Below are 24,094 nucleotides of genomic sequence, written 5' to 3'. Positions count from 1 at the left end.
GATCGATGCAGGCTCTTTACGCTCAGCTACTGGTGGGACTGATCAACGGCTCGTTCTACGCGCTGCTCAGTCTCGGGCTTGCCGTGATCTTCGGCATGCTCAACATCATCAATTTCGCCCATGGCGCGCTCTACATGATGGGCGCCTTCGTCGCCTATTTCCTGCTGAACCTCGGTGGCATCAACTACTGGTGGGCGCTGCTGCTGGCCCCCATCATCGTCGGCATCTTCGGCATGATCCTGGAACGGACCATGCTGCAATGGCTGACCGGGCTCGACCATCTCTACGGCCTGCTGCTGACCTTCGGCATCGCGCTGATCGTGCAGGGCGTGTTCCAGAACTACTTTGGCTCCTCGGGCCTGCCTTACGCCATTCCGGACCAGCTCAAGGGCGGCATGAATCTCGGCTTCATGTTCCTGCCCGTCTACCGCGGCTGGGTCGTCGTGTTCTCGCTGGTCGTGTGTCTTGCCACCTGGTTTCTGATCGAGAAGACGCAGCTCGGCGCTTACTTGCGCGCCGCCACCGAAAACCCCACTCTGGTCCGTGCCTTCGGCATCAACGTGCCGCGCATGATCACGCTGACCTATGGTCTCGGCGTCGGCCTCGCCGCGCTCGCAGGCGTGCTGTCAGCGCCGATCAACCAGGTGCGGCCGCTGATGGGCGCCGACCTCATTATCGTCGTGTTCGCCGTGGTGGTGATCGGCGGCATGGGTTCGATCATGGGCTCCATCATCACCGGCTTCGCGCTCGGCGTGATCGAGGGTCTGACCAAATATTTCTACCCTGAGGCCTCCAACACCGTCGTGTTCGTACTGATGGTGCTGGTGCTCCTGGTGAAGCCAACGGGATTGACGGGAAGGGCGGCCTGATATGACAACCCTGACGGACGATACGCTCCCTGCAGGCCCGCGTGCGATGCGCGACGAGATGATTGTGTTCGTGGTGATGGCGCTGCTCTTGGCGTCGGTCCCGTTCACGGGAGTCTATCCGTTCTTCGTGATGCAGGCGCTGTGCTTTGCGCTGCTCGCCTGCGCCTTCAACCTCTTGGTCGGCTATGGCGGCCTGCTGTCGTTCGGCCACGCGATGTTCTTGGGGACGGCTGGCTATTGCAGCGCGCACGCGCTCAAAGTGTGGGGACTGCCGCCGGAGCTCGGCATTCTCGTCGGCGTCGCTGCGGCGTTCGGCCTGTCGATCATCACCGGTTACATCTCGATCCGCCGCCAGGGCATTTATTTCTCGATGATCACGCTGGCGCTGTCGCAGCTGCTGTACTTCATCTACCTTCAGGCACCGTTCACCCATGGCGAGGATGGCATCCAGGGCATTCCGCAGGGACACATGTTCGGTGTCCTCGACCTCTCCAAGCCGACAGTTTTGTATTACGTCGTGCTGGTCGGCTTTCTCGCCGGTTTCCTTTTGATCTTCCGCATCATCAACTCGCCCTTCGGCGAAGTCCTGAAGTCGATCCGCGAGAACGAGCAGCGGGCGATTTCGCTCGGATATCGCACCGACCAGTACAAGTTCCTGGCCTTCATCCTCTCAGGGACTCTGGCCGGCTTTGCCGGATCGCTGAAGGTGTTCGTGGCGCAAAATGCCTCGCTCACCGACGTGCACTGGACGATGTCGGGCGAGGTCGTGCTGATGACGCTGGTCGGGGGTCTCGGCACCATCTTCGGTCCGGTGGTCGGCGCCTTCGTGATCATCGCCATGCAGCAGTATCTGGCGGGCTTCGGCCAGTGGGTCACGGTGATCCAGGGCGCGATCTTCGTGATCTGCGTGCTCACCTTCCGCCGCGGCGTCATCGGCGAAATCGCGCATTACTTCCGAAGATCGCTCTAAGTAGCTGATTTAAAATCGATTTACCGGCCGTTTGAAAGCGGTGGATGATCCGGCTCCGCGGGCGTGAGATGACACGCGCGCGGATCGAAAATGGTCTATGACAGTTTCATGACGGCCTTTCGGGCCTGGCCATTTCCAACCGGTAGCCTATCCCCATGATGCGATGGTTTCGTGCGTTCCTGCCCAGGGAAGAACGGTTCTTCGACCTGTTCGACCGGCATGCCCAGACCGTGATCCAAGGGGCGATCGCGCTCCAGGGCATGCTCAATGGGGGCGAGGAGACGCCGGTCTATTGCCAACGCGTCAACCAGTTCGAGAACGATGCCGACAACATCACCCGTGAAGTGCTGACGGCGGTGCGCCGCACCTTCATCACCCCGTTCGATCGCGGCGACATCAAGAACCTGATTACGTCGATGGACGATGCCATCGATCAGATGCAGCAGACGGCCAAGGCGGTCATGCTGTTCGAGGTTCGCGCGTTCGAGCCTCCCATGCGCGAGATCGGCGGGCTCCTGATCGAATGCGCCAATCTGGTCGGGCGTGCGCTGCCGCTGATGCAATCGATCGGCCCGAATGTTGCCATGCTGACCGCCATCACCGAAGAGCTCGGCAAGCTGGAGGGCCGGGTCGACGATCTCCACGACATCGGCCTGAAGGAGCTTTTCCTCAAGCATCGCGAGGGCAATGCGATGGACTTCATCGTCGGCGTCGAAATCTACGACCACCTGGAAAAGGTGGCCGATCGCTTCGACGACGTCGCGAACGAGATCAACAGCATCGTCATCGAGCAGGTTTAGCGCATGATCCGGAAAAGTGTGCAGCGGTTTTCCGCCGCGACAAACGCGAAACGCGTTTGCGCTGAGATCATGCGCAAACGTTAGGGCAGGGCTGCCGTGGATGCTGCGTTGGGTGTTCCCGTCCTGGTCGGACTGATCGCCGTCGCGCTGCTGTTCGACTTCCTGAACGGCCTGCACGACGCCGCCAATTCGATCGCGACCATCGTTTCGACCCGCGTGCTGCGGCCGCAATTCGCGGTGTTCTGGGCCGCGTTCTTCAATTTCATCGCCTTCATGGTGTTCGGGCTGCATGTCGCCCAGACCATCGGCACGGGCATCATCGATCCCGCGGTCGTCGATGCCCAGGTGATTTTCGCCGCGCTCGTCGGTGCCATCGTCTGGAACCTCGTGACCTGGGCGCTCGGCATCCCATCCTCGTCCTCGCACGCGCTGATCGGCGGGCTCGTCGGCGGCGGCATGGCCAAGGCGGGGATCTCGGCCGCGGTGTGGAGCGGGCTGTCCAAGACGGTGCTGGCGATCGTGCTGTCGCCGCTGGTCGGCTTTCTGATCGCGATGATGCTGGTCGCGATCGTGTCCTGGCTGTCGGTGCGCTCGACGCCGTTTGCCGTGGATCGTGCCTTCCGCATCCTGCAATTCGCCTCCGCCTCGCTCTATTCGCTCGGCCATGGCGGCAATGACGCGCAGAAGACCATGGGCATCATCGCGGTGCTGCTCTATTCGCAAGGCCATCTCGGCAGCGACTTCTCGGTGCCGTTCTGGGTCGTGCTGTCCTGCCAGGCGGCGATGGCGCTGGGCACGCTGATGGGTGGCTGGCGCATCGTCCGCACCATGGGCCTGCGCATCACGAAGCTGACGCCGATGCAGGGCTTTTGCGCCGAGACGGGGGGCGCCGCGACCCTGTTCATGGCGACCTATCTCGGGGTTCCCGTTTCGACCACTCACACGATCACCGGCGCCATTGTCGGCGTCGGCGCCGCCCGCCGCGTCTCGGCGGTGCGCTGGAACGTCGCCAGCTCGATCGCTTATGCCTGGGTAATCACGATCCCGGCCTCGGCCATCGTCGCGGCCCTGACCTGGTGGGTTGTGCAGATCTTCAGGTAACAAGCTTCAGCCCGGCAATCCCGGCGACGATCAGGGCGATGCTGGCGAGACGGAAGGCCGTCGCCGGCTCGCCGAACAGGAAGATGCCGAGCGTCGCGGTGCCGACCGCGCCGATGCCGGTCCAGACCGCATAGGCGGTTCCGACAGGAAGTGATTTGAGCGCAAATCCGAGCAGGATGACGCTGCCGGCCATGGCCGCCAGCGTGACCACTGACGGAACAAGCCTGGTAAAGCCCTCGGTGTATTTCAAGCCGATCGCCCAAGTGATCTCGAGAAGACCTGCGACAAACAGTATGCTCCAGGCCACGAACGACCCTCCATTCCAGGCAGGGTCGTCCCCGCGGCGGATGTGGTGATGGATGGGGAGGCCGTCCTCCCCAAGACTGATATAACCAAGCGCCGATATGGGGCTGGCCGAACGGCTGCGCAATCACCAAATGAGGCTTGATCAGGCCCGTTTTCCCTGCCACACGCTCCCGCCATGTCCGACATCGCCACCATCACGGCCGAATCGCCGGCCCGTTCCCCGCTTGCCGCCGAAGTGGCGCGGCGGCGGACCTTTGCGATCATCTCCCATCCAGACGCCGGCAAGACCACGCTGACCGAAAAGCTGCTGCTGTTCGGCGGCGCCATCAATCTCGCCGGCCAGGTCAAGGCCAAGGGCGAGCGGCGCAATACGCGCTCGGACTGGATGAAGATCGAGCGTGAGCGCGGCATCTCGGTCGTGACCTCGGTGATGACCTTCGAGTTCGAAGGCCTCGTGTTCAACCTCCTGGACACGCCGGGCCACGAGGACTTCTCGGAAGACACCTATCGCACGCTGACGGCGGTCGACTCCGCCGTGATGGTGATCGATGCGGCCAAGGGCATCGAGGCGCGCACCCGAAAGCTGTTCGAGGTGTGCCGTCTTCGGGATATCCCGATCATCACCTTCATCAACAAGATGGACCGCGAGAGCCGCGACGTGTTCGAGCTGCTCGACGAGATCGAGAAGACGCTGGCGCTCGACACCACGCCGATGACCTGGCCGGTCGGCCGCGGCCGCGACTTCCTCGGTACCTACGACGTCGTCAATGGCGGCGTGCGCCTGCTCGAAGGCGGTGGCGCCAAGACCGGCGCGGCGCTTGAGATCGAGATCGAAGAGCTCGCCAAGCTCAACGCCAATCTGGACGTCACTGCTGTGAAGGACGAGCTCGAGCTCGTCACCGAAGCGTCAAAGCCGTTCGCGCTCGACGCGTTCCGCGAAGGCCATCTGACACCGGTCTATTTCGGCAGCGCGCTGCGCAATTTCGGCGTCGGCGACCTCCTGGAAGGCCTCGGCAAGTTCGCGCCCGAGCCGCGCGCGCAGGACAGCGACCAGCGCAAGGTCGAGGCCACCGATCCCCGCATGAGCGCCTTCGTGTTCAAGATCCAGGCCAACATGGATCCGAACCACCGCGACCGCATCGCGTTTGCGCGCCTCTGCTCCGGCAAACTCAGCCGCGGCATGAAGGCCAAGCTGGTGCGCACCGGCAAGAGCATGCCGCTGTCGAGCCCGCAGTTCTTCTTCGCGCAGGATCGCTCGGTGGCGGACGAAGCCTTCGCCGGCGACGTCGTCGGCATTCCCAACCACGGCACCCTGCGCATCGGCGATACGCTGACCGAGGGCGAGGATTTCAACTTCGTGGGCGTGCCGAGCTTCGCGCCCGAAATCGTCCGCCGCGTCCGTCTGACCGACGCGATGAAGGCGAAGAAGCTGAAGGAAGCGCTGCAGCAGATGTCGGAAGAGGGCGTGGTGCAGGTGTTCCGTCCGCGCGACGGTGCGCCGGCGCTGGTCGGCGTGGTCGGCGCGCTCCAGCTCGATGTGCTCAAGGCGCGGCTCGAGGCGGAATATTCGCTCCCGGTCGAATTCGAGGTCAGCGAATTCCAGCTGGCGCGCTGGGTCTCCTCCGAGGACCGCAAGAAGCTCGACAGCTTCATCGCCGCCAACACCTCCAGCATCGCGGACGATGTGGATGGAGATCCCGTGTATCTCGCCAGGAACGAGTTCTATCTCGGTTACACCAGGGAGCGCGCCGAGGGCATCGAGTTCACCAACGTCAAGGACGTCAAGAAGAAGGGGTAGGGGCGCTCGCTGTTAGCCATGCTGTCGGCTCGCCACCACACCCACCGCCGTCATGCCCCGGCTTGCCGCCTTCGCTAAAACTTCGGCGGCCGAGCACCCTAGTGGCCCGGCGTAGCCTTGGCGGGGCCGGGACCGGGGCATCCGGTACGCCGCAGCTCCTCGATGCAATCACTTCCGTCTCTGGAATACTGGGTCGCCCGGTCAAGGCCGGGCGACGACACCGGAGTTGAACGCGGGCATGTGAACGACCAGGGACTTGACGCGTTCATCGACCACGCCATGTCTTCCCGTGACCTTGCGAGTTCACTCCATGTGGCGCGGCATCCTCATCTTTCTCCTGCTGGCGATATCGACGATCACCGCCGACGCGCGGCCCCGGCAGATCAATCCGATCCCGTTCTCGCACGAGCCGTGCAGCGTGCTCGACGGCCGGCCCTGCATGCCGTCTTATTGCAGCCCGCTCGAGCCCGGCCCCTGTATTCCCGAGATCGACTACCCTTACGGCCAGAACCTCCAGCTCACGATCGAAAGCGTGCCGTCCGACGCCGACCGCGCCAAATACCGCAAGCCCGATCACGATCTCGACACGATCGGCGATCTCTTTGCCGAGCTGCGCAGCTGCTGGTCGCCGCCGTCGAACAATGCGCGTGAGGGCATGCAGATGTCGGTGCGGTTCAGCCTCAACAAGGCCGGTGGCCTGATCGGCCCGCCGCGCCTCACATATGCGACCGCGGGCGTGCCGGCCGGCACCCGCACGACCTATCTGAACGCCATCAACGCGTCACTGCAGGAATGTCTGCCGCTGAAATTCACCAGCGGCCTTGGCGGCGCGTTGGCCGGACGGCCAATCGCGATCCGGTACGTCGACAATCGGCAGATCGGTAAGTAGCGCATCAGTTGCGAGCGGCGGCCAATCGATGCTACCTCAGAGGCGGGGGTTGCTTGAGGGGAGGATGTCGTGGGTCTGCTGGTCATGATCCTGGGGCTGGCGCTGTTTTTCGCGGCCCATATTTTCACGACAAAACGAAAAGCGCGCGCGCAGGCGATCGCGAAGCTGGGCGAGGGGACTTACAAGATCCTCTATTCGCTGGTCTCGCTGGCGGGGCTGGCGCTGATCATCTGGGGCTTTGCCCATTACCGCAGCTCCGGCTGGATCGACGTCTGGTATCCGCCGAAGGCGATGAAGCACATCACGCTCGCGCTGATGCTGCCCGCCGTCATCCTGGTGGTGGCGTCATATTTGCGCGGCCGCATCTATGCGACGCTGAAGCATCCGATGCTGGCCGGCATCAAGCTGTGGGCGGCGGCGCATCTGCTCGCCAACGGTGATCTCGGCTCCATCATCCTGTTCGGCTCGTTCCTCGCCTGGGCGGTGTATGACCGCATTACGCTCAAGCATCGCACCGACGCCGGCGGCCCGCCCATCCCGGTCGGCGGCGTCACCAACGATCTGATCGCGGTCGCGGTCGGGGTCGTTGCTTATCTGGCGCTGGCCTTTGCGTTCCATCCCGTCGTGATCGGTGTTCCCGTGATCGGGGTCTAGCCGGTCAGCACAAGACCCGGATGTCCATGCGCGGAAGCTGATAAGAGCAACAAGCCGAGGGCCCTTCGATGGATTGGTCGCAATCTCAGATTCCGCCGCTGCGGCTCGAGGCACGCTTTGGCGATCGGGTGGTGCCGGCGTTCTGCGACCGGCCGGCGAGTCTCTGGGCGATGATCGCCAATGCCCGCGCCCGCAATCCCGATGGTGAAGCGCTGATCGCAGGCAATATCCGCCTGAGCTGGCAGCAAGCCGTGGAGCAGGCCGCACGGATCGCAGCGGGATTTCGCAAGCTCGGATTGCAGCGCGGCGATCGCGTCGCCATCCTGCTCGGCAACCGCATTGAATTTCCGCTGCTGCTGTTTGCCGCCGCGCATGAAGGGCTGGTCACGGTGCTGCTCAGCACGCGCCAGCAGAAGCCGGAAATCGCCTATGTGCTGACCGATTGCGGCGCAAAGATCCTGATCCACGAAGCCGCGCTCGCCGAGCGGCTGCCCGACGCGCCGGATGTACCTGATCTGATTCATCGCATTGCCATCGACGATGATCCGGCTCTGTCGCGTTTCGCGGTGCTTGCCGACAACCCGCCGGCTCCGGCGCCGGTCGAGACCAGCGAGGAGGACACCGCGATGATCCTCTACACCTCGGGGACGACAGGCAAGCCGAAGGGCGCGATGCTGGCCCATTGCAACATCGTGCATTCCTCGATGGTCTTCGTGTCCTGCCTGCAATTGACGGAAGCCGATCGCTCGATCGCGGCGGTGCCGCTCGGCCATGTCACCGGCGTCGTCGCCAACATCACGACGATGATCCGCTGCGGCGGCGCGCTGATCATCATGCCGGAGTTCAAGGCGGCCGATTATCTCAAGCTCGCCGCGCACGAGCGCGTCACCTACACCGTGATGGTGCCGGCGATGTACAATCTCTGTCTGCTCCAGCCGGATTTCGACAGCTACGATCTGTCGAGTTGGCGCATCGGCGGCTTTGGCGGCGCGCCGATGCCGATCGCGACCATCGAGAAGCTCAAGGCGAAGATCCCCGGCCTGAAGCTGATGAACTGCTACGGCGCGACCGAGACGACGTCGCCCTCGACCATCATGCCGGGCGAGCTGACGGCGAGCCACATCGACAGTGTCGGCCTGCCGTGTCCCGGCGTGCGCATCATTGCGATGGGGACGGACGGGCGCGAGCTGCCTCCTGGCGAGATCGGCGAGCTCTGGATCCAGAGCGCCTCGGTCATCAAGGGCTATTGGAATAACCCCCAAGCTACGGCCGAAAGCTTCACCGGTGGGTTCTGGCAGTCCGGCGACCTCGGCTCGGTCGACGCGGAGGGGTTTGTCCGCGTGTTCGACCGGCAGAAGGACATGATCAATCGCGGCGGCCTGAAGATCTATTCGGCCGAGGTCGAATCCGTGCTGGCCGGCCATCCTGCCGTGGTCGAGAGCGCGATCATCGCCAAGGCCTGCCCGGTGCTGGGTGAGCGCGTCCACGCCGTGGTAGTGACGCGCGCACCCGTTGCCGAGGCCGATTTGCGCGCCTGGTGCACCGAGCGGCTGTCCGACTACAAGGTGCCCGAAACCATGGCGATCACATCAGAGCCGCTGCCACGCAACGCCAATGGCAAGGTGCTGAAGCGCCAGCTGCGGGAACTGCTCGGCAGCTGAGCCGGGCCGGCGGCTCACCTGGGCCTTCCCGGGTGGTTAACGCCTTGATCGGGCTCGCTTTGCCTTGCCACCGCCATATCGTTAGGGTACCTCGCCGCCACGTGGAGACGGGATTCCTGACGCGAACGCTTCCGCGCGCGTACCCGGACGGGCATGGGATTAGCATAAGTGTCTGAATTATTTGACGAAGTCGACGAGGAAGTACGTCGCGAACAGCTCAAGAAGCTGTGGGACAAGTATTCGATCTACTTCATCGCCCTCATGGTGCTGGTGGTGGCCGCCGTCGGCGGCTGGCGCGCCTATCAATATTTCGAGGCCAAGAAGGCCGCCGAGGCCGGTGCCGCTTTCGAGAAGGCGGTCGAGCTGTCCGAGCAGGCCAAGCACGAGGACGCCGAGAAGGCCTTCACCGAGCTCGCCGCCAAGGCTCCGTCCGGCTATCGCACCCTGGCGCGGCTGCGTGCTGCGGCCGAGGCCGCGAGCCGCGATCCCAAGGCTGCAGCGAAGATGTATGACGACATTGCTGCCGATCGCAGCGTTGGTGGCGAGTGGCAGGATCTGGCGAAGATCCGGGCCGCCGGCCTGCTGCTCGACAGCGCCAGCTATGCCGACATGCAGCAGCGGTTGGAAGCCTCCGCGGCACCCAAATCGACCTTCCGCCACAGCGCGCGCGAGATGCTGGCGCTGTCGGCCTGGCGTAACAACGACATGACCGCAGCCCGCAAATGGCTCGACGCGATTGACGGCGACGGCGAAACGCCGCCCGGCCTGCGCTCGCGCGCCGAGGCGCTCCAGGCCCTGCTGCCGCCCGTTGCCAAGAGCTGACGACGGCCCTCTGACTTGAGACGAGACACAAGATGCGCAGCACGCCACGCTTGATCGCAGCCGCCGTCCTGATCGCCTTCACGGGCGTCCTGGGCGGCTGCTCGAGCTTCGATCCAAGCGACATGCTCGACTTCCTCGACACCAAGAAGAAGCTGCCGGGCGAGCGCAAGCCGGTCTTTCCGGAGGGCGTGCCGGGCCTCGAGCAGGGTGTCCCGAAGGAGATGTACAAGGGCGCGCAGCAGCAGGACGCGAATGGGCCGGCCGTCGCGGCTTTGCCTGCGGAGCCGCCGCCCGAGCCGGCCAAGCCGGCGAAGGGGAGCAAGGCGAAGCACACCAGGCAGCCCGCCGCCGCTGCAGCAGCACCGGCTGAAGCGCCTGCCGGCGAGATCGACGGCGAGGCCCAGCCGGAGGCCGCACCAGCTACGGCCGCTCCGCCGCCCAAGCACAAGATCGTCCGCAAGCGCACCACCGCGCCGCCGCCGGATCAGCCCGCCCAGCAGGCGCAACCGGCCCAGACCACCCAGCAGCAATCGCAGAGCGCTTTCCCGGCGCCGCTGCCGAGCGGCAGCTTCTCGCGCTGATATTCCTCATTGCATTGACAGGCGCAGCCCCGGCAGCGCACGAATGACCGATGTCCTTCACGATCGCCATCATCGGCCGGCCCAATGTCGGCAAGTCGACGCTGTTCAACCGCCTGGTTGGGCAGAAGCTCGCGCTCGTCGATGACCTGCCGGGCGTCACCCGCGACCGCCGCGAGGGCGAGGCCAGGCTCGCCGATCTCCGCTTCACCATCATCGACACCGCCGGCCTCGACGAGGGCGCCAAGGGCTCGCTGACTGCGCGCATGCAGGAGCAGACCGAGACCGCGATCGCGCAAGCCGACGCGCTGTTCTTCGTGATCGACGCCCGCATCGGTCTCACGCCCACCGATCGCGCCTTCGCCGATTTCGCCCGCAAGGCCAACAAGCCGGTGCTGCTCATCGCCAACAAGAGCGAGGGCAAGCATGGCGATGCCGGTGCGATGGAAGCGTTCGCGCTCGGCCTCGGCGATCCCATCCAGATCTCGGCCGAGCATGGCGAGGGCATGGGCGAGCTCTATGACGCGCTCAGCAAGCTGATGCCGGAGCCCGTCGAGGACGATGAGGTCGAGGACGATGAACCGCTCTCCGAGGAAGAGGCCGCGACCCGCCCGATCCGCGTCGCCATCGTCGGCCGGCCCAACGCCGGCAAGTCGACGCTGATCAATCACCTGCTCGGCGAGGAGCGCCTGCTGACCAGCCCGGAGGCCGGCACCACGCGCGATTCCATCGCGGTCGAGATCAACTGGAAGGGGCGCGATTTCCGCGTGTTCGATACCGCCGGCCTGCGCCGGCGCTCGCGGATCGAGGAGAAGCTGGAGAAACTCTCGGTTGCCGATGCGCTGCGCGCGGTGCGCTTTGCCGAAGTCGTCGTGCTGATGATGGATTCGCAGAACCGCTTCGAGGAGCAAGATCTGCGCATCGCCGATCTGATCGAGCGCGAGGGAAGGGCGGTCGTGCTCGCTGTCAACAAATGGGATCTGATGGAGACCAAGGGCGGCGGCGCCATCTCGGGTCTGCGCCGCGACGTCGATCATTGGCTGCCGCAGCTCAAGGGCGTGCCGATCGTCGCGGTCTCAGGCCTGATGGGTGAGGGTATCGACCGCCTGATGCAGGCGATCCAGGACGCCTACGCTATCTGGAACAGACGCGTGCCGACCTCGGCACTCAATCGCTGGTTCGAGCAGGCAATCCAGGCCAATCCGCCGCCGGCGGTGTCCGGCCGTCGGCTGAAGCTGAACTACATCACGCAGAACAAGGCGCGCCCGCCGAGCTTCGTGCTGTTCTGCTCGCGCGCGGACGCGGTGCCACAATCCTACTTGCGCTACCTCACCAATTCCATGCGCGAGACCTTCGATCTGCCGGGCACGCCGGTGCGCATCACCTTGCGCGAGAAGGCCAATCCCTTCGCGCACAAGCGCAAGCGGCCGTCGTGAGTGACGGTGGCGGCGAGACGGTAACGGCGAGTGCTGCGCCGGTCCGGCGCGGCGCGGTCGCCTTCATCTTCGTCACCATCCTGCTCGACATGCTCGCGCTCGGCGTGATCATGCCGATCCTGCCGAAGCTGATCGAGAGCTTCGTCGACAACGACACCGCGCATGCGGCGCGCATCTTCGGCCTGTTCGGCACCGCCTGGGCGCTGATGCAGTTCGTGTTCTCGCCGCTGCTCGGCGCGCTGTCGGACCGCTTCGGGCGCCGGCCCGTGGTGCTGCTGTCGAATTTCGGGCTCGCGGCTGATTACGTGCTGATGGCGCTGGCGCCATCGCTGGTCTGGCTGTTCATCGGCCGCGTGATCTCCGGCATCACCTCGGCGAGCATCTCGACTGCGTTCGCCTACATTTCGGATATCACGCCGCCGGAACGGCGCGCGGCGATTTTCGGCAGGATTGGCGCGGCCTTCGGCGCCGGCTTCATCTTAGGGCCGGCGCTCGGCGGCTTGCTCGGCGATATCGATCCCCGCCTGCCGTTCTGGGCCTCGGCAGCCTTGAGCTTCGCCAATGCACTCTACGGGCTCTTCGTCCTGCCGGAATCGCTTGCGCCCGACAAGCGCGCACCGTTCCGCTGGCGAAGTGCCAATCCGGTCGGGGCTCTGCATCTGTTGCGATCCAATGCGGTGCTGGCTGCGCTGTCGGTCGTCAACTTCATCGCGCAGGTCGCGCATGTCGTGCTGCCATCGACATTCGTGCTCTATGCGACCTATCGCTACGGCTGGGATTCCAAGACCGTGGGATTGACGCTGGCGATGGTCGGTATCTGCGCCATGGTGGTGCAGGGGCTCGCCATCGGCCCGATCGTGCGTGCACTCGGCGAGCGAAATGCACTGTTGCTCGGCCTGTGCTGTGGTGCGATCGGCTTCGTGGTCCTGGGCGCTGCGCCGACCGGACCGCTATCCTGGCTCGGCATTCCCATTTTGGCGCTGTGGGGCATTTCGGGGGCCGCCTCGCAATCGTTGATGACGCGGCTGGTTGCGCCCGATCAGCAGGGCCAGTTGCAGGGCGCGACCGCAAGCGTGCAGAGCGTCTCGCAGCTCGTCGGCCCGTTCCTGTTCACGCTGACGTTTTCATATTTCATTGGCGCCAGCGCGCCGCTGCATCTGCCCGGTGCGCCGTTCCTGCTCGCGGCGATGTTGATGGTGGTCTGCGTGGCGATCGCGGTGCGGACGCTGGGTGGGACGAAGACGGTCTCATAGAGTGGGCAAAGGCGCTTGAGCGCCGTGCCCACCATCTCGCCGCAAAATCGAACAGTGGTGGGCACGCTTCGCTTTGCCCACCCCCGACGGCTGCGTTTTCCATGGCCCCAAAGGTGGATGCCCGGGCCTTCGCCTCGCCGAAGCGGCTTCGGCCGCGCAGGCGGGACAAGCCCGGGCATGACGTCGTCGAGCTATGCGCGACCGCTAGGCGGTCACTTCTTCACAAGCGGACAGTCGCTGTCCTTGAGCGGCTTGGCCGCGTCTTCCGGTGCGATCGTGGCGATCTGCTTGTAATAGTCCCACGGACCCTTCGACTCCTCGGGCTTCTTCACCTCGAACAGGTAAGCGGGGATGAGGCGGCGGCCGTCCTCGCGCAGCGGGCCCTTGCCAAACAGCGGGTCGTCGGTCGGCAGCTCCTTCATCTTGGCAACGACCTTGGCGCCGTCATGCGGATTGCCGCCGAGCGCTTCCATCGCCTTCAGATAATGCAGCACCATGGCGTAATTGCCGGCCTGGGTCATCGAGGGCATCGCGTTCTTGCTAGCCAGCGCCGAGAAGCGCTTGGACCATTCGCGGGTCTTGTCGTTCAGGTCCCAGTAGAACGACTCGGTGAAGGTCAGGCCCTGGGCGGTCTTCAAGCCCAACGAATGCACGTCGTTGATGAACAGCAGCAGCGCCGCGAGCTTCTGGCCGGCGGAGACGATGCCGAATTCGGCCGCCTGTTTGATCGAGTTCGTGGTGTCGCCGCCGGCATTGGCGAGGCCAACCACCTTGGCCTTGGAGGATTGCGCCTGCAGCAGGAAGGACGAAAAGTCCGCCGTGTTGAGCGGATGCTTGACTCCACCGAGCACCTTACCGCCGTTGGCAGTGACCACGGCGCTGGTGTCACGCTCGAGGGCGTGACCGAACGCATAATCGGCAGTCAGGAAGAACCAGGTGTCGCCGCCCGCCTTCGTGAGCGCCTTGCCGGTGCCGTTAGCGAGCATGTAGGTGTCGTAAGTGAACGAGATCGTGTTCGGCGAGCAAGCCTTGCCCGTCAGGTCGGCCGTGGCCGCCCCTGAATTGAGCAGCACCGCATTCTTCTCCTTGACGACATTGCTGACCGCGAGCGCCACACCGGAGTTCGGCGTGTCCGCGATGGCGTCGACCTTCTCGGTGTCGATCCATTGCCGGGCGATGTTGACCCCGACGTCAGGCTTGTTCTGATGGTCGCCGCTGATGATGTCGATCTTCCAACCCTTCTTGAGCAGGCCGGAGTCTTCGACTGCCATCTTGATCGCGACCACGGAGTTCGGGCCACCGATGTCGGCATAGAGGCTCGACATGTCGTTGAGCACGCCGATCTTGACGGTCTTGTCCTGGGCATGGGCGGATGTGGCAAAACCGAAAGCGGCGCAAGCCAGAAAGGCGGCGGTGCGGCGTGCGAACGTCGTCATCATGAAAGGTCTCCTCCATTGTAAATATGCGGACGGCTCTCTTGCGGAGCCTTGGTTCCGACTGATGGCTGTAGCCTGTCCCACGGACGGCGGCAATGCGCCTAAAGCCGGATGACGGTGCGTCGTAGCGTCATCGGCCGGTTAATTTTTGGCAAAGATGCGTCAAGACGCTATCTGAGCGCGTCCGAGGTCAGCGTGAATTTTTGGATGCGCTTTCCGGTATCGACCTCGGCGGTATAGACGTTCCCCCTAGCGTCGATCGCCATGGCGTGCACCCAGTGGAATTGTCCGGCATTGCGGCCGCTATGCCCGAAGCTGCCGACCACGCTGCCGTCGTCGCGCTTGATCACCCGGATCTCGTTGTTCTCGCCGTCGGCGCTGAGCAGATAGGTCTGCTTCGGATCGGGCCAGAGCGCGATGTCCCACACTGCGCCGTTGCCGAGCGTGTTCTTCTCGAAAAAGAACTCCTTCACGAAGGTGCCGTCCTTCCTGAACACCTGGATGCGGTTGTTGATGCGGTCGCAGACATAGACGAGGCCGTCATTGGCGAGCTTCACGCAGTGGACCGGGTTGCCGAACTGCTGGGCAACCGGGGCCTTGGGATCGTAGGGCGCCTGCTTGCCGTCATCAGGCTTGTTGCCGTAGGCGCCCCAGTGCCGCTTGTAGACCAGCGTCGTCGCGTCGAACACGATGACGCGGCGGTTGCCATAGCCGTCGGCGACGTAGATCTCGTTCGCCTCCTTGTCGATCGCGGTCTCCGCTGGCTTACCGAGCTGCGTCGTGTCGTTGCTGCCGAGGCTCGGTGCGATCTTGCCGATCTGAGCCACGAATTTGCCGTCGAGCGTGAACTTCAGGATCGCGTTGTCATTGTCGGCATTGCCGCCGATCCAGACGAAGCCGCGCTCGTCGACTTCGATGCCGTGCTCGCGGCCGACCCATTCGTAGCCTGGGCCCGGACCGCCCCAGGAGCGCAGCAGGTTGCCGTCGCTGTCGAATTCGAGCACCGGCGGCGCCGACACGCAGCATTTCGAGCGCGGCGGATTGAGGCTCGCGCCCTTCTCGTCGTCGGTGAGCGAGCGCGGGCGATGGATCACCCAGATGTGGCCCTGCCAGTCGACTGTGATGCCGCCGACCTGGCCCAGGATCCAGTTGTTCGGCAGCTGCTTTGGCCAGGAGGGATCGACGGCGAAGGTCGGAACATCTCCGGCGCTCGCGGCGCGCGGAAGCGCGAATGCGATGACTGCGATCAGGATGAAGATGGCTTGAGAGACACTTGCGAGCACACGCGCAGAGCGCGCGCCATCATGCCATGGCGACATGGCAACCTCCCTTGTTGTTGGCTTCGCGGCTTGCTGCCGCTTGAGCGGCGGCAGTCAATCGCGGGGAGGCAATCGAGTCAATCAGGCCGGCGCGCGGAAGCTCATCAAGGTGCGGGTCTTGTAGTCGTAGAACTTGCCGGTCTCGCTCCAGGCGGGCGCGCACATCGGCACGATGAATTCGGCGACCTGCTCGGGCGTGTCGAGCGTCGCCGGATCTTCGCCCGGCATCAGGGTCGCGCGCATGCGGGTGCGGACCGGGCCGGGGTTGAACAGATTGACGCGCAGGTTCGTGTTCGCGGTCTCCTGCGCCCAGGCGCGCGCCAGCGTCTCCAGCGCGGCCTTCGACGTCGCATAGGGGCTGATATAGGCGGTGGCCTTGTTGGCGGCGCCCGAGGTGATGAACACCGCGCGGCCGGCATCGGACTGCTTCAGCAGCGGCTCCATGCAGCGGATCAGCTGGAAGTTCGCGGAGACGTTCACTGCCATCACGTCGTTGAAGGTCTTTAGCTCGATATGGCCGATCGGCGAGGACGGGCCGAGCACGCCCGCATTGCCCACGAGGATATCGAGCTTGCCGTAGCGCTCATGCAGTCCGGCGCCGAGACGCGCGATGCCGTCGGAATCGGTGAGGTTGAGCGGCACCAAGGTTGCGCTGCCGCCGTCTTTCCGGATCTCGTCGTCGAGCTCTTCCAGCCCTCCTTGCGTGCGCGCGGCGGCAACGATATGCGCGCCGGCCTTCGCCAGCGCGAGGGCCGTGGCGAAGCCGATGCCGCGCGAGGCGCCGGTGACGAGAGCGATGCGGTTGGCGAGGGGCTTTGTCATGCGGCCGGTATTGCAGAGGCGGGCGGCCCGCACAAGCCCGTGCCACCGTCATTCCGGGGCGATGCGAAGCATCGAACCCGGAACCCAGAGCTTACACGACGACTTCGAGATTCTCAGGTGCGCAATTGCGCACCATAGTTCGCGCTGCGCGCCCCGGAATGACAGCAGAAGGTCAGCTCGCCTCCGCCAGCAGCGACAGCTGCCGCGGCTGCGGCTCGGTCTGGGTCTGGTCGGTGAGGTGGGTCGGATAGGCCCCGGTGAAGCAGTGATCCGAGAATTTCGGATTGGCGGGGTCGCGGCCGGGCTCGCCCATCGCGCGGTACATGCCGTCGATCGACAAGAAGGCGAGCGAGTCGGCGCCGATGATCTCGCGCATCTCCTCCAGCGAATGCGTCGCCGCGAGCAGGCCGCCGCGGTCGGGCAGGTCGATGCCGTAATAATCGGGATAGAGGATCGGCGGCGAGGCGAGGCGGAAGTGCACTTCCTTGGCGCCGGCATCGCGCATCATGCGCACGATCTTCTTCGAGGTGGTGCCGCGCACCAGCGAGTCGTCGATCAGGATGATGCGCTTGCCCTCGATCGCCGCGCGGTTGGCCGAGTGCTTCATGCGCACGCCGGATTCGCGGATTGCCTGCGTCGGCTGGATGAAGGTGCGGCCGACATAATGGTTGCGGATGATGCCGAGCTCGAACGGCACGCCGGAATACTGGCTGTAGCCGACCGCGGCCGGCACGCCGGAATCCGGCACCGGCACGACGACGTCGATCGGCACGTGGCTCTCGCGCGCGAGCTGCGCACCGAAATTCTTGCGCACCTCGTAGACCGAGCGGCCGTGGACGATGGAATCCGGACGGGCGAAATAGATGTATTCGAAGATGCAGGGGCGCGGCGCCATCGGCGGGAACGGCTTGTGGATGTCCTGGCCGTTCTCGTCGAACACGATGACTTCGCCTGGCTCGATGTCGCGCACGAAGCGCGCGCCGATGATGTCGAGGGCGCAGGTCTCCGAGGTCAGGATCGGGCAGCCGTCGAGTTCGCCGAGCACGAGCGGGCGGATGCCGCGCGGATCGCGCGCGCCGACCAGCTTCTTGTTGGTCAGCGAGACCAGCGCATAGGCGCCCTCGATCTCGCGCAGCGCGTCGATATAGCGCTCGATGAAACGGGTGCGCTTGGAGCGCGCGACCAGGTGCAGGATCACTTCGGTGTCGGTGGTCGACTGCATCATCGCGCCGTGCTTCACGAGCTCGCGGCGCAGCGTCAGGCCGTTGGTGAGATTGCCGTTGTGGGCTACGGCAAGGCCGCCGGCATTGAGCTCGGCGAACAGCGGCTGCACGTTGCGCAGGATGGTGGCGCCGGTGGTGGAATAGCGGACATGGCCCACCGCCACACTGCCGGGCAGGCGGTCGATCACCTCGCGGCGGGAGAAGGTGTCGCCGACGAGGCCGAGGCGGCGTTCCGAGTGAAAGCGGCTGCCGTCGTAGGAGACGATACCAGCCGCCTCTTGGCCGCGGTGCTGGAGGGCGTGAAGGCCGAGCGCTGTGATGGCGGCCGCATCAGGGTGACCGTAGATGCCGAATACGCCGCATTCCTCGCGCAGCGTATCCCCTTCCAGGTCGTCCTGAAGCTCCAGCGCGGCCGGACCCGGACCGGCGTTTGGATCGAGATCAAGTTGGGCGTCCTGGTCAGGGTGTCGCATCTCGTCCGCGCCTCTCTTTAGGGCTATCAACGCGCCGTAGGTTTCTCGATCAGCTTTTTCATGCCGTCACGAGCAGACTTACTGTATCCGTCGCCACTGCCCGAAGGCTGCTGCTCGGATTCAGCTTGATCATCATCTGGTTTGTTTTTCTTGAATCTCTTCAAGATGGTGTTCTCGGGGTCGTCGGGCAAGAGGGCCATGAGCCAATCCCCGGTTCCCTGGAGCACCACGCGGGACTTGGCCCCCGTGACCCAGTCCGGACGCTGCTTGTCCGGCACCAACCAGGTGAAGAACAGGAAGGCGACCACGACGATCAAAAGGCCGCGAGCCAGGCCAAACAGGAAACCCAAGGTGCGGTCCAGCGCGCCGATGCGCGAATCCAGGATCATGTCGGAGATCCGGACCGTGATCACGGAGACCACGATCAGGGTGCCGACGAATACGCCCGCAACGACGACCACACTCGCGACGGTGTCGTTGTTGAAATAGCTCTTGGCGGTCGGCAGCAGCTTCGAGAAGGAATAGAGCGTCACGATCGCCGCCGCGCCCCAGGCCGCGATCGACAGGATTTCGCGCATGAAGCCGCGGACCATGGCGAGCAGGCCCGAGATCAGCATCACACCGAGCAGGATCAGGTCGAGGAGTGTTACTGGCATCGGCTGGTCTGGTCCGCTCGTACTCTCAAAGGTGCTCAGCCGAATCGGTGCTTGGCCGTTGCCCTAAAAGAAGGGCAGACGGCGTTCCCGGCAAGGCCGCAACCACCGCAATCCCATGCTGCTTTTGTGACGGCTGTATAGCGGCGAGGGCCTCCGGCGTCACCTCCACCTAACCCTCTCCACGGCGGAATCTTGCCGGTGTGGCATTTTTCTCTACCGGCGGGTTCGATTCGCCCCGGCGGGAGCCGCGGGCGGCGATCTCGGCCACCAAGGTCGTCAGGCTGTTCACCGCGTTGAGCGACAATCCGGCATCGCCGCCGGCCTCGCCCCGTGCCGATTCGGGCAGCACGGCGCGCTGAAAGCCCAGTTTTGCCGCTTCCTTCAGCCGGGCCGGGGTCTGCGCCACCGGGCGCACCACGCCGGAGAGCGAGATCTCGCCGAAATAGACCGCATCGGTCGGTAACTGCGCATTAACCAGGGACGACACCAGCGCCGCGGCAGCGGCGAGGTCAGCCGCCGGCTCCTGGATGCGCAGGCCGCCCGCGACGTTGAGGTAGACGTCGTGGCCGGACAGCTTGACCCCGCAATGGGCCTCCAGCACCGCCAGCACCATCGAGAGCCGGCTTGGATCCCAGCCGACCACGGCCCGGCGCGGGGTGCCGAGCGAGGTCGGGGCCACCAGCGCCTGCAATTCGACCAGAACGGGCCTTGTGCCCTCGATGCCCGCAAAGACTGCGGTACCGGGCGTGCCGAGATCGCGCTCGGACAGGAACAATTCGGAGGGGTTGGTGACCTCGCGCAGGCCGAGGCCCGTCATCTCGAAAACGCCGATCTCGTCGGTCGGCCCGAAGCGGTTCTTCACGGCGCGCAGGATGCGGAATTGCTGCGAGCCTTCGCCTTCGAACGACATCACCGCGTCGACCATGTGCTCGACCACGCGGGGGCCTGCGATCTGGCCATCCTTGGTGACGTGGCCGACCAGGATGATCGCCGCCCCCGTCTTCTTGGCAAAGCGGATCAGCGCCTGGGCCGAGGCGCGCACCTGCGTCACGGTGCCGGGCGCGGACTCCACCGTGTCGGTCCACATGGTCTGGATCGAGTCGATCACGATCAGCCGGGGCACCGGGCCCTCCGACAGCGTCGAGACGATGTCCTCGACCGAGGTCTCGGCGGCGAGCTGCACCGGCGCGTCCGACAGGCCGAGCCGCTCGGCGCGCAACCGCACCTGTGCGACCGCCTCTTCCCCGGAGATGTAGACGACGCGGTGGCCGGCGCGCGCCAGCAGGCTGGTCGCCTGCGTCAGCAGCGTCGACTTGCCGATCCCGGGATCGCCGCCGACCAGCAGCACCGAGCCGCGCACGAAGCCCCCACCGGTGACGCGGTCGAGCTCGGTCATCCCTGAGGACAGGCGCGGCGCATCTGGGCTTTTTCCGGCGAGGCTCTCCAGCGCGAAGGTCCGGCCCTTGCGCTTGGAGCGGATCGACACCGGCACGCTGCCGCTGGTGTCTTCTTCGGCGAGCGTATTCCACTCGCCGCAGGACTCGCACTTGCCCTGCCAGCGGTTATAGGCCGCGCCGCAGTTCTGGCAGATGAAGGAAATGGTGGATTTGGCCATGAGGACAGCGAGTCGGGTTTCAGATTGCTGATAGCACGGAAATGGCGCCGCTGATCGCCGGCGCCTCGATGAGCTCAATTCGGCACGGTAGATATACCTTTCGTTAGCTCTGCGCTGCGGTGCCCGCTTGGATTTTGCCAAATGTTAGCGGACGCGGGTCCAATCTCGGAACCAATGGGGGCGGCGACGAGAAATGACGAGATTCCTGCGAATATTGCTCGCTGCGGGCATGGCCTGCGGCGTTTTCGCGTCCGCCGCCCGTAGCCTTGCCAAGCCGCTCGACATCGTTTTCGTCAGTCCCGGCAGGACCGGCGAGGTCTACTGGGACATGGTCGCGCAGACCATGCAGGCCGCCGGCCGCAAGCTCGACGCGCGTGTCGAGGTGCTGACCAGCGAGCGGAATTACCGCACCATGCAGGAGCTCGGCTTTAGCGTGGTGGCACGTCCCGACAAGCCCGATTTCCTCATCCTGTCGAACGAGGAGTCCGCCGCCGTCCCGATCCTGGAGGCGGCCGAGGCTGCGGGCGTCAAGACGCTGCTGCTCTCGAACACGCTGATCGGCCAGGATGCGGCGCGTCTTGGACCGCCGCGTCAGAAGCTCAAGACCTGGCTCGGCGACATCACGACCGATCTTCAGACCGCGGGCGCGCGGATGGCCAATGCGCTGATCAAGTCCGCGCGTGCCGAGAAATGGCAGAGCCCCGACGGCAAGATCCACATTCTCGGCATCGGCGGCGACGAGATCACGCCCGCCTCGATCGCCCGCAACGCCGGTCTCAAGCTTGCCGTCGATGCCGCGCCAGACGTCGTGGTGGACCGGCTGCTGTTCGCCAACTGGACGCAGTCGGAGGCCGAGCGGGTCACGGCGAACTACCTGGGCTGGGCTTCTCGCAAGGAGATCCGGCCTGCCGGCATCTGGGCCGGAAACGATCCGATGGCGCTGGGCGCGCTGCGTGCGGTGATCGCTGCCGGCCTCGTGCCCGGTCGGAACATCCAGGTGGTGGGTCTCAACTGGTCCGAGGACGCGCTGCGCGAGATCAAGGAGGGTCGTCTGCTCCTGACCGACGGCGGGCATTTCCTGCTCGGCGGCTGGTCGATTGTTCTCCTGCGCGACTATGCCGATGGCTGCGATTTCGCAGCCGTTTCCCCCCGCGTCGAGGTCAAGACGTTGGCGATCACGCGCGACAATCTCGGTTCGATCGGCGACCTCATCAGGACGCGGGCGTTCGACCGGATCGACTTTACGCGGTTCCGGGCGAAGGCCGGCCGCTGCGGCCGATATGACTTCTCCCTCGATGCGCTCATCTCGTCGCTGCCGCTTCCCGAAGGCGTCGCGGACTGATGCGCAAGGATGAGGCGATGATCGATCCGGATTGCAGCCAGCAGTCAGAGCCACCGCGCTTACGCTCGGTCGTCCACGCGATGATCTGGGCCACCGTACCCGTTCTGCTGCTGGTGCAACTGCTCGCCTCCGCCGGTGTCGAGGCATCGAGCTTCTGGTCGCAGGTCAGGCAGCTCGACGCCCGCATGGCCCGCGTCGCCGAGAGCCGGGCCGAGCTGATCGCCGAGCCGCTCTGGAAGATGCGCTACGACCAGGTCACGGGCGTGCTCAACGAGATCATGCACGACGAGACCATCGCGGCGGCGGCCGTCTATGACGATACCGGCGCTGCGATTGCCCGCGTGGCGGCGCGCTCCGAAGGCCAGTCGGTCGCGCAGGTCTCGCGCCCGATCCACTACAGCAACGGCAACATGGCCGTTCAGGCCGGCCGCATCGCTATCGCCTATTCCCGTACGACGTTGTATGCGGATGCGGGCAGCCGCCTGGTGCTGCTGCTGGTCGTCGGCCTGCTCGCAACGTTTGCGACGCTGATCGCCATGCGGATCTCCGCCAACATCTTCATCGGCAGGCCGCTCGCGGCCATGATGTCGGCGATCCAGCGCAGCAAGCAGGACGGCCGCGCCTATCCGGCGGACGTCACATCCTCGAACGAATTCGGTCAGCTCGCGCGCGCCTTCAATGCCATGCAGCACACGACGTCAGGCGCGCTGGACCGGCTCGGGCACATGGCCACGCACGATCCGCTTACCGGGCTGCCGAACCGGCGCTCCCTGACCGAGCGCCTGGCCGTGGCAAGCCGGGACGGGGGCTCGCCGGAGACGCTGGTCGCGTTCTGCTTCATCGATCTCGACGACTTCAAGGGCATCAACGACACCTTCGGTCACGAGGCCGGCGACGCGTTCCTGGTTCAGATTTCGCAGCGTCTTCGTCACGCGGTCGAAGCGGAGGACTGGGTTGCCCGGCTCGGCGGCGACGAGTTCGTCGTCATTCGTCCCGAGGTGAGCCACGAACAGGCCGCGCACGCATTCGCACAGCAGGTGCTCGAGGCCATTTCCGAACCGATCCGGCTTCACGACAAGCAGGTGGTGCCGCGCGCCAGCATCGGTCTTGCCGTGCGCCACGCCGACGATCCGGAGCTGTCGCATCTGCCGACGCTCGCCGACATCGCGCTCTATCATGCCAAGAGCAAGGCGCCCGGCACCGTCGCCGTGCTGGACGAAGCGCTCCAGCACGACTATCGCCGCCGCAGGGATATCGAGCTCGCCATTCCCACCGGCTTCGCCGAGAGGCAGTTCGAGGTGTGGTACCAGAGCCAGGTCGACCTCGAAAGCCACGAAGTCGTCGGCCTGGAAGCGTTGATCCGCTGGCGCCATCCTGAACATGGCTTGATCGGTCCCGGCGAATTCTTGCCGCTGATCGAGCGCAGCGGCAACAATGCGCGGCTGACCCGCTACGTGCTGACCGATGCCTGCCAGGCCTTGCAACGGTTGGCCGCCGCTGGCAGGCCGCAGATCCGGATCGCGATCAATTTGCCGCCGTCCGAACTTGCCGACCATTCGCTCGCCGCCGAGCTGCGCGCGACCTGCGCGGGCTTCGGTGTCGCGGCATCGATGCTCGAGCTCGAGATCACCGAGGGATCGCTGATCAACAACATCGCCAGTGCCTCCGAGACGCTGCATCGCCTGCGGCGCTTAGGCGCTACGATCGCGCTCGACGATTTCGGCACCGGCTACTCTTCGCTCGCTCATCTCAGGCGCTTCCCGCTCGACAAGGTCAAGATTGACAAGGCGTTCATCCGGGAGATTCCCGACAGCGCGGAAGACAAGGCCATCGTCGGCGTCATCGCATCGCTCGCCGGCACGCTGGGGCTGACCCTGGTCGCGGAAGGCATCGAGTGCGCCGATCAGGCCGAGGCCATGCGTGAGATGGGCGTGAGGCTCGGGCAGGGATTCCTCTATCAGCGGCCGCAGCCACTCGAGGCCGTGCTGCAATGGCTCGACGGGCAGCCGGCGGTGGCGAGCTGCGTCATCACCGACAGCCCATCGATCACCCCGCAATTCGCTGCCTGAGC

21 protein-coding genes are annotated in these 24,094 nt (G+C 65.0%); 14 read left to right on the top strand and 7 right to left on the bottom strand.

Features of this window, described 5'->3' with window-relative positions; all coding sequences use genetic code 11:
- The first annotated feature begins 5 nt into the window (after positions 1-5).
- The 4 genes from P6U29_RS24320 (at position 6) to P6U29_RS24305 (ending at position 3,740) form a co-directional block, all read left to right on the top strand.
- Entirely contained in the window at positions 6-869 is an 864-nt protein-coding gene (locus P6U29_RS24320; RefSeq protein WP_028178028.1) for a branched-chain amino acid ABC transporter permease, read from the top strand.
- A 1-nt stretch (position 870) separates the two neighbouring features.
- Positions 871-1,839 (top strand): branched-chain amino acid ABC transporter permease, encoded by a 969-nt coding sequence (locus P6U29_RS24315; protein WP_407112643.1) that lies wholly within the window; start codon positions 871-873, stop codon positions 1,837-1,839.
- 155 nt (positions 1,840-1,994) lie between these two features.
- Positions 1,995-2,639 carry a DUF47 domain-containing protein gene (locus tag P6U29_RS24310; RefSeq protein ID WP_407112642.1) on the top strand — a complete coding sequence of 215 codons (645 nt, stop codon included), beginning with the start codon at positions 1,995-1,997 and terminating at the stop codon, positions 2,637-2,639.
- 96 nt (positions 2,640-2,735) lie between these two features.
- Positions 2,736-3,740 carry an inorganic phosphate transporter gene (locus P6U29_RS24305; protein ID WP_407112641.1) on the top strand — a complete coding sequence of 335 codons (1,005 nt, stop codon included), beginning with the start codon at positions 2,736-2,738 and terminating at the stop codon, positions 3,738-3,740.
- Here P6U29_RS24305 and sugE read toward each other — a convergent pair.
- A complete protein-coding gene (gene sugE / locus P6U29_RS24300) occupies positions 3,733-4,047 on the bottom strand; it encodes a quaternary ammonium compound efflux SMR transporter SugE (protein ID WP_407112640.1) in 315 nt (104 codons plus the stop codon). The two genes, P6U29_RS24305 and sugE, sit on opposite strands and share 8 nt — an antisense overlap.
- Before the next feature lie 174 nt (positions 4,048-4,221).
- Here sugE and P6U29_RS24295 point away from each other — a divergent pair, with 174 nt between their 5' ends.
- The 8 genes from P6U29_RS24295 (at position 4,222) to P6U29_RS24260 (ending at position 13,137) form a co-directional block, all read left to right on the top strand.
- Positions 4,222-5,844, top strand: coding sequence for a peptide chain release factor 3 (locus P6U29_RS24295; protein ID WP_407112639.1), 1,623 nt, complete (start codon positions 4,222-4,224; stop codon positions 5,842-5,844).
- 310 nt (positions 5,845-6,154) lie between these two features.
- On the top strand, positions 6,155-6,733 hold the full coding sequence (locus P6U29_RS24290; protein WP_407112638.1) for a hypothetical protein: 579 nt from the start codon (positions 6,155-6,157) through the stop codon (positions 6,731-6,733).
- 69 nt (positions 6,734-6,802) lie between these two features.
- Positions 6,803-7,387, top strand: coding sequence for an NnrU family protein (locus P6U29_RS24285; protein WP_407112637.1), 585 nt, complete (start codon positions 6,803-6,805; stop codon positions 7,385-7,387).
- 68 nt (positions 7,388-7,455) lie between these two features.
- Positions 7,456-9,048 carry a class I adenylate-forming enzyme family protein gene (locus P6U29_RS24280; RefSeq protein WP_407112636.1) on the top strand — a complete coding sequence of 531 codons (1,593 nt, stop codon included), beginning with the start codon at positions 7,456-7,458 and terminating at the stop codon, positions 9,046-9,048.
- Between the two features lie 168 nt (positions 9,049-9,216).
- A complete protein-coding gene (locus P6U29_RS24275) occupies positions 9,217-9,870 on the top strand; it encodes a tetratricopeptide repeat protein (protein ID WP_407112635.1) in 654 nt (217 codons plus the stop codon).
- 32 nt (positions 9,871-9,902) lie between these two features.
- Positions 9,903-10,451 carry a hypothetical protein gene (locus tag P6U29_RS24270; protein ID WP_407112634.1) on the top strand — a complete coding sequence of 183 codons (549 nt, stop codon included), beginning with the start codon at positions 9,903-9,905 and terminating at the stop codon, positions 10,449-10,451.
- A 50-nt stretch (positions 10,452-10,501) separates the two neighbouring features.
- Positions 10,502-11,884 (top strand): ribosome biogenesis GTPase Der, encoded by a 1,383-nt coding sequence (gene der, locus P6U29_RS24265; protein WP_407112633.1) that lies wholly within the window; start codon positions 10,502-10,504, stop codon positions 11,882-11,884.
- Entirely contained in the window at positions 11,881-13,137 is a 1,257-nt protein-coding gene (locus P6U29_RS24260) for a TCR/Tet family MFS transporter (RefSeq protein ID WP_407112632.1), read from the top strand. Before der ends, P6U29_RS24260 begins: the two co-directional genes overlap by 4 nt.
- Before the next feature lie 212 nt (positions 13,138-13,349).
- On the opposite strand, the gene P6U29_RS24255 is transcribed toward P6U29_RS24260, so the two are convergent.
- From P6U29_RS24255 to radA, 6 genes are all read right to left on the bottom strand, one after another.
- Positions 13,350-14,576 (bottom strand): ABC transporter substrate-binding protein, encoded by a 1,227-nt coding sequence (locus P6U29_RS24255; RefSeq protein ID WP_407112631.1) that lies wholly within the window; start codon positions 14,574-14,576, stop codon positions 13,350-13,352.
- A 167-nt stretch (positions 14,577-14,743) separates the two neighbouring features.
- On the bottom strand, positions 14,744-15,892 hold the full coding sequence (locus P6U29_RS24250; protein WP_407112630.1) for a hypothetical protein: 1,149 nt from the start codon (positions 15,890-15,892) through the stop codon (positions 14,744-14,746).
- Between the two features lie 81 nt (positions 15,893-15,973).
- Positions 15,974-16,714 carry an SDR family NAD(P)-dependent oxidoreductase gene (locus P6U29_RS24245; protein WP_407112629.1) on the bottom strand — a complete coding sequence of 247 codons (741 nt, stop codon included), beginning with the start codon at positions 16,712-16,714 and terminating at the stop codon, positions 15,974-15,976.
- A 172-nt stretch (positions 16,715-16,886) separates the two neighbouring features.
- The gene (purF, locus tag P6U29_RS24240) at positions 16,887-18,410 is read right to left on the bottom strand and encodes an amidophosphoribosyltransferase (protein WP_407112628.1); all 1,524 of its coding nucleotides are present in this window, start codon (positions 18,408-18,410) and stop codon (positions 16,887-16,889) included.
- 26 nt (positions 18,411-18,436) lie between these two features.
- Positions 18,437-19,066 (bottom strand): CvpA family protein, encoded by a 630-nt coding sequence (locus P6U29_RS24235; protein WP_407112627.1) that lies wholly within the window; start codon positions 19,064-19,066, stop codon positions 18,437-18,439.
- Positions 19,067-19,235: 169 nt separating this feature from the next.
- Positions 19,236-20,681: a DNA repair protein RadA gene (radA, locus tag P6U29_RS24230; protein ID WP_407112626.1), complete on the bottom strand. Its 1,446-nt coding sequence runs from the start codon at positions 20,679-20,681 to the stop codon at positions 19,236-19,238.
- A gap of 193 nt (positions 20,682-20,874) precedes the next feature.
- Here radA and P6U29_RS24225 point away from each other — a divergent pair, with 193 nt between their 5' ends.
- Together P6U29_RS24225 and P6U29_RS24220 are read left to right on the top strand one after the other, a co-directional pair.
- Positions 20,875-22,023, top strand: coding sequence for an ABC transporter substrate-binding protein (locus tag P6U29_RS24225; protein WP_407112625.1), 1,149 nt, complete (start codon positions 20,875-20,877; stop codon positions 22,021-22,023).
- On the top strand, positions 22,023-24,092 hold the full coding sequence (locus P6U29_RS24220) for a putative bifunctional diguanylate cyclase/phosphodiesterase (protein WP_407112624.1): 2,070 nt from the start codon (positions 22,023-22,025) through the stop codon (positions 24,090-24,092). The genes P6U29_RS24225 and P6U29_RS24220 overlap by 1 nt, the downstream gene beginning before the upstream one ends.
- The last annotated feature ends 2 nt before the right edge of the window (positions 24,093-24,094 follow it).

It is taken from the genome of Bradyrhizobium sp. LMG 9283 (assembly GCF_045571415.1).
Lineage (GTDB): Bacteria > Pseudomonadota > Alphaproteobacteria > Rhizobiales > Xanthobacteraceae > Bradyrhizobium.
This window is presented reverse-complemented; position numbering and strand designations above follow the sequence as displayed.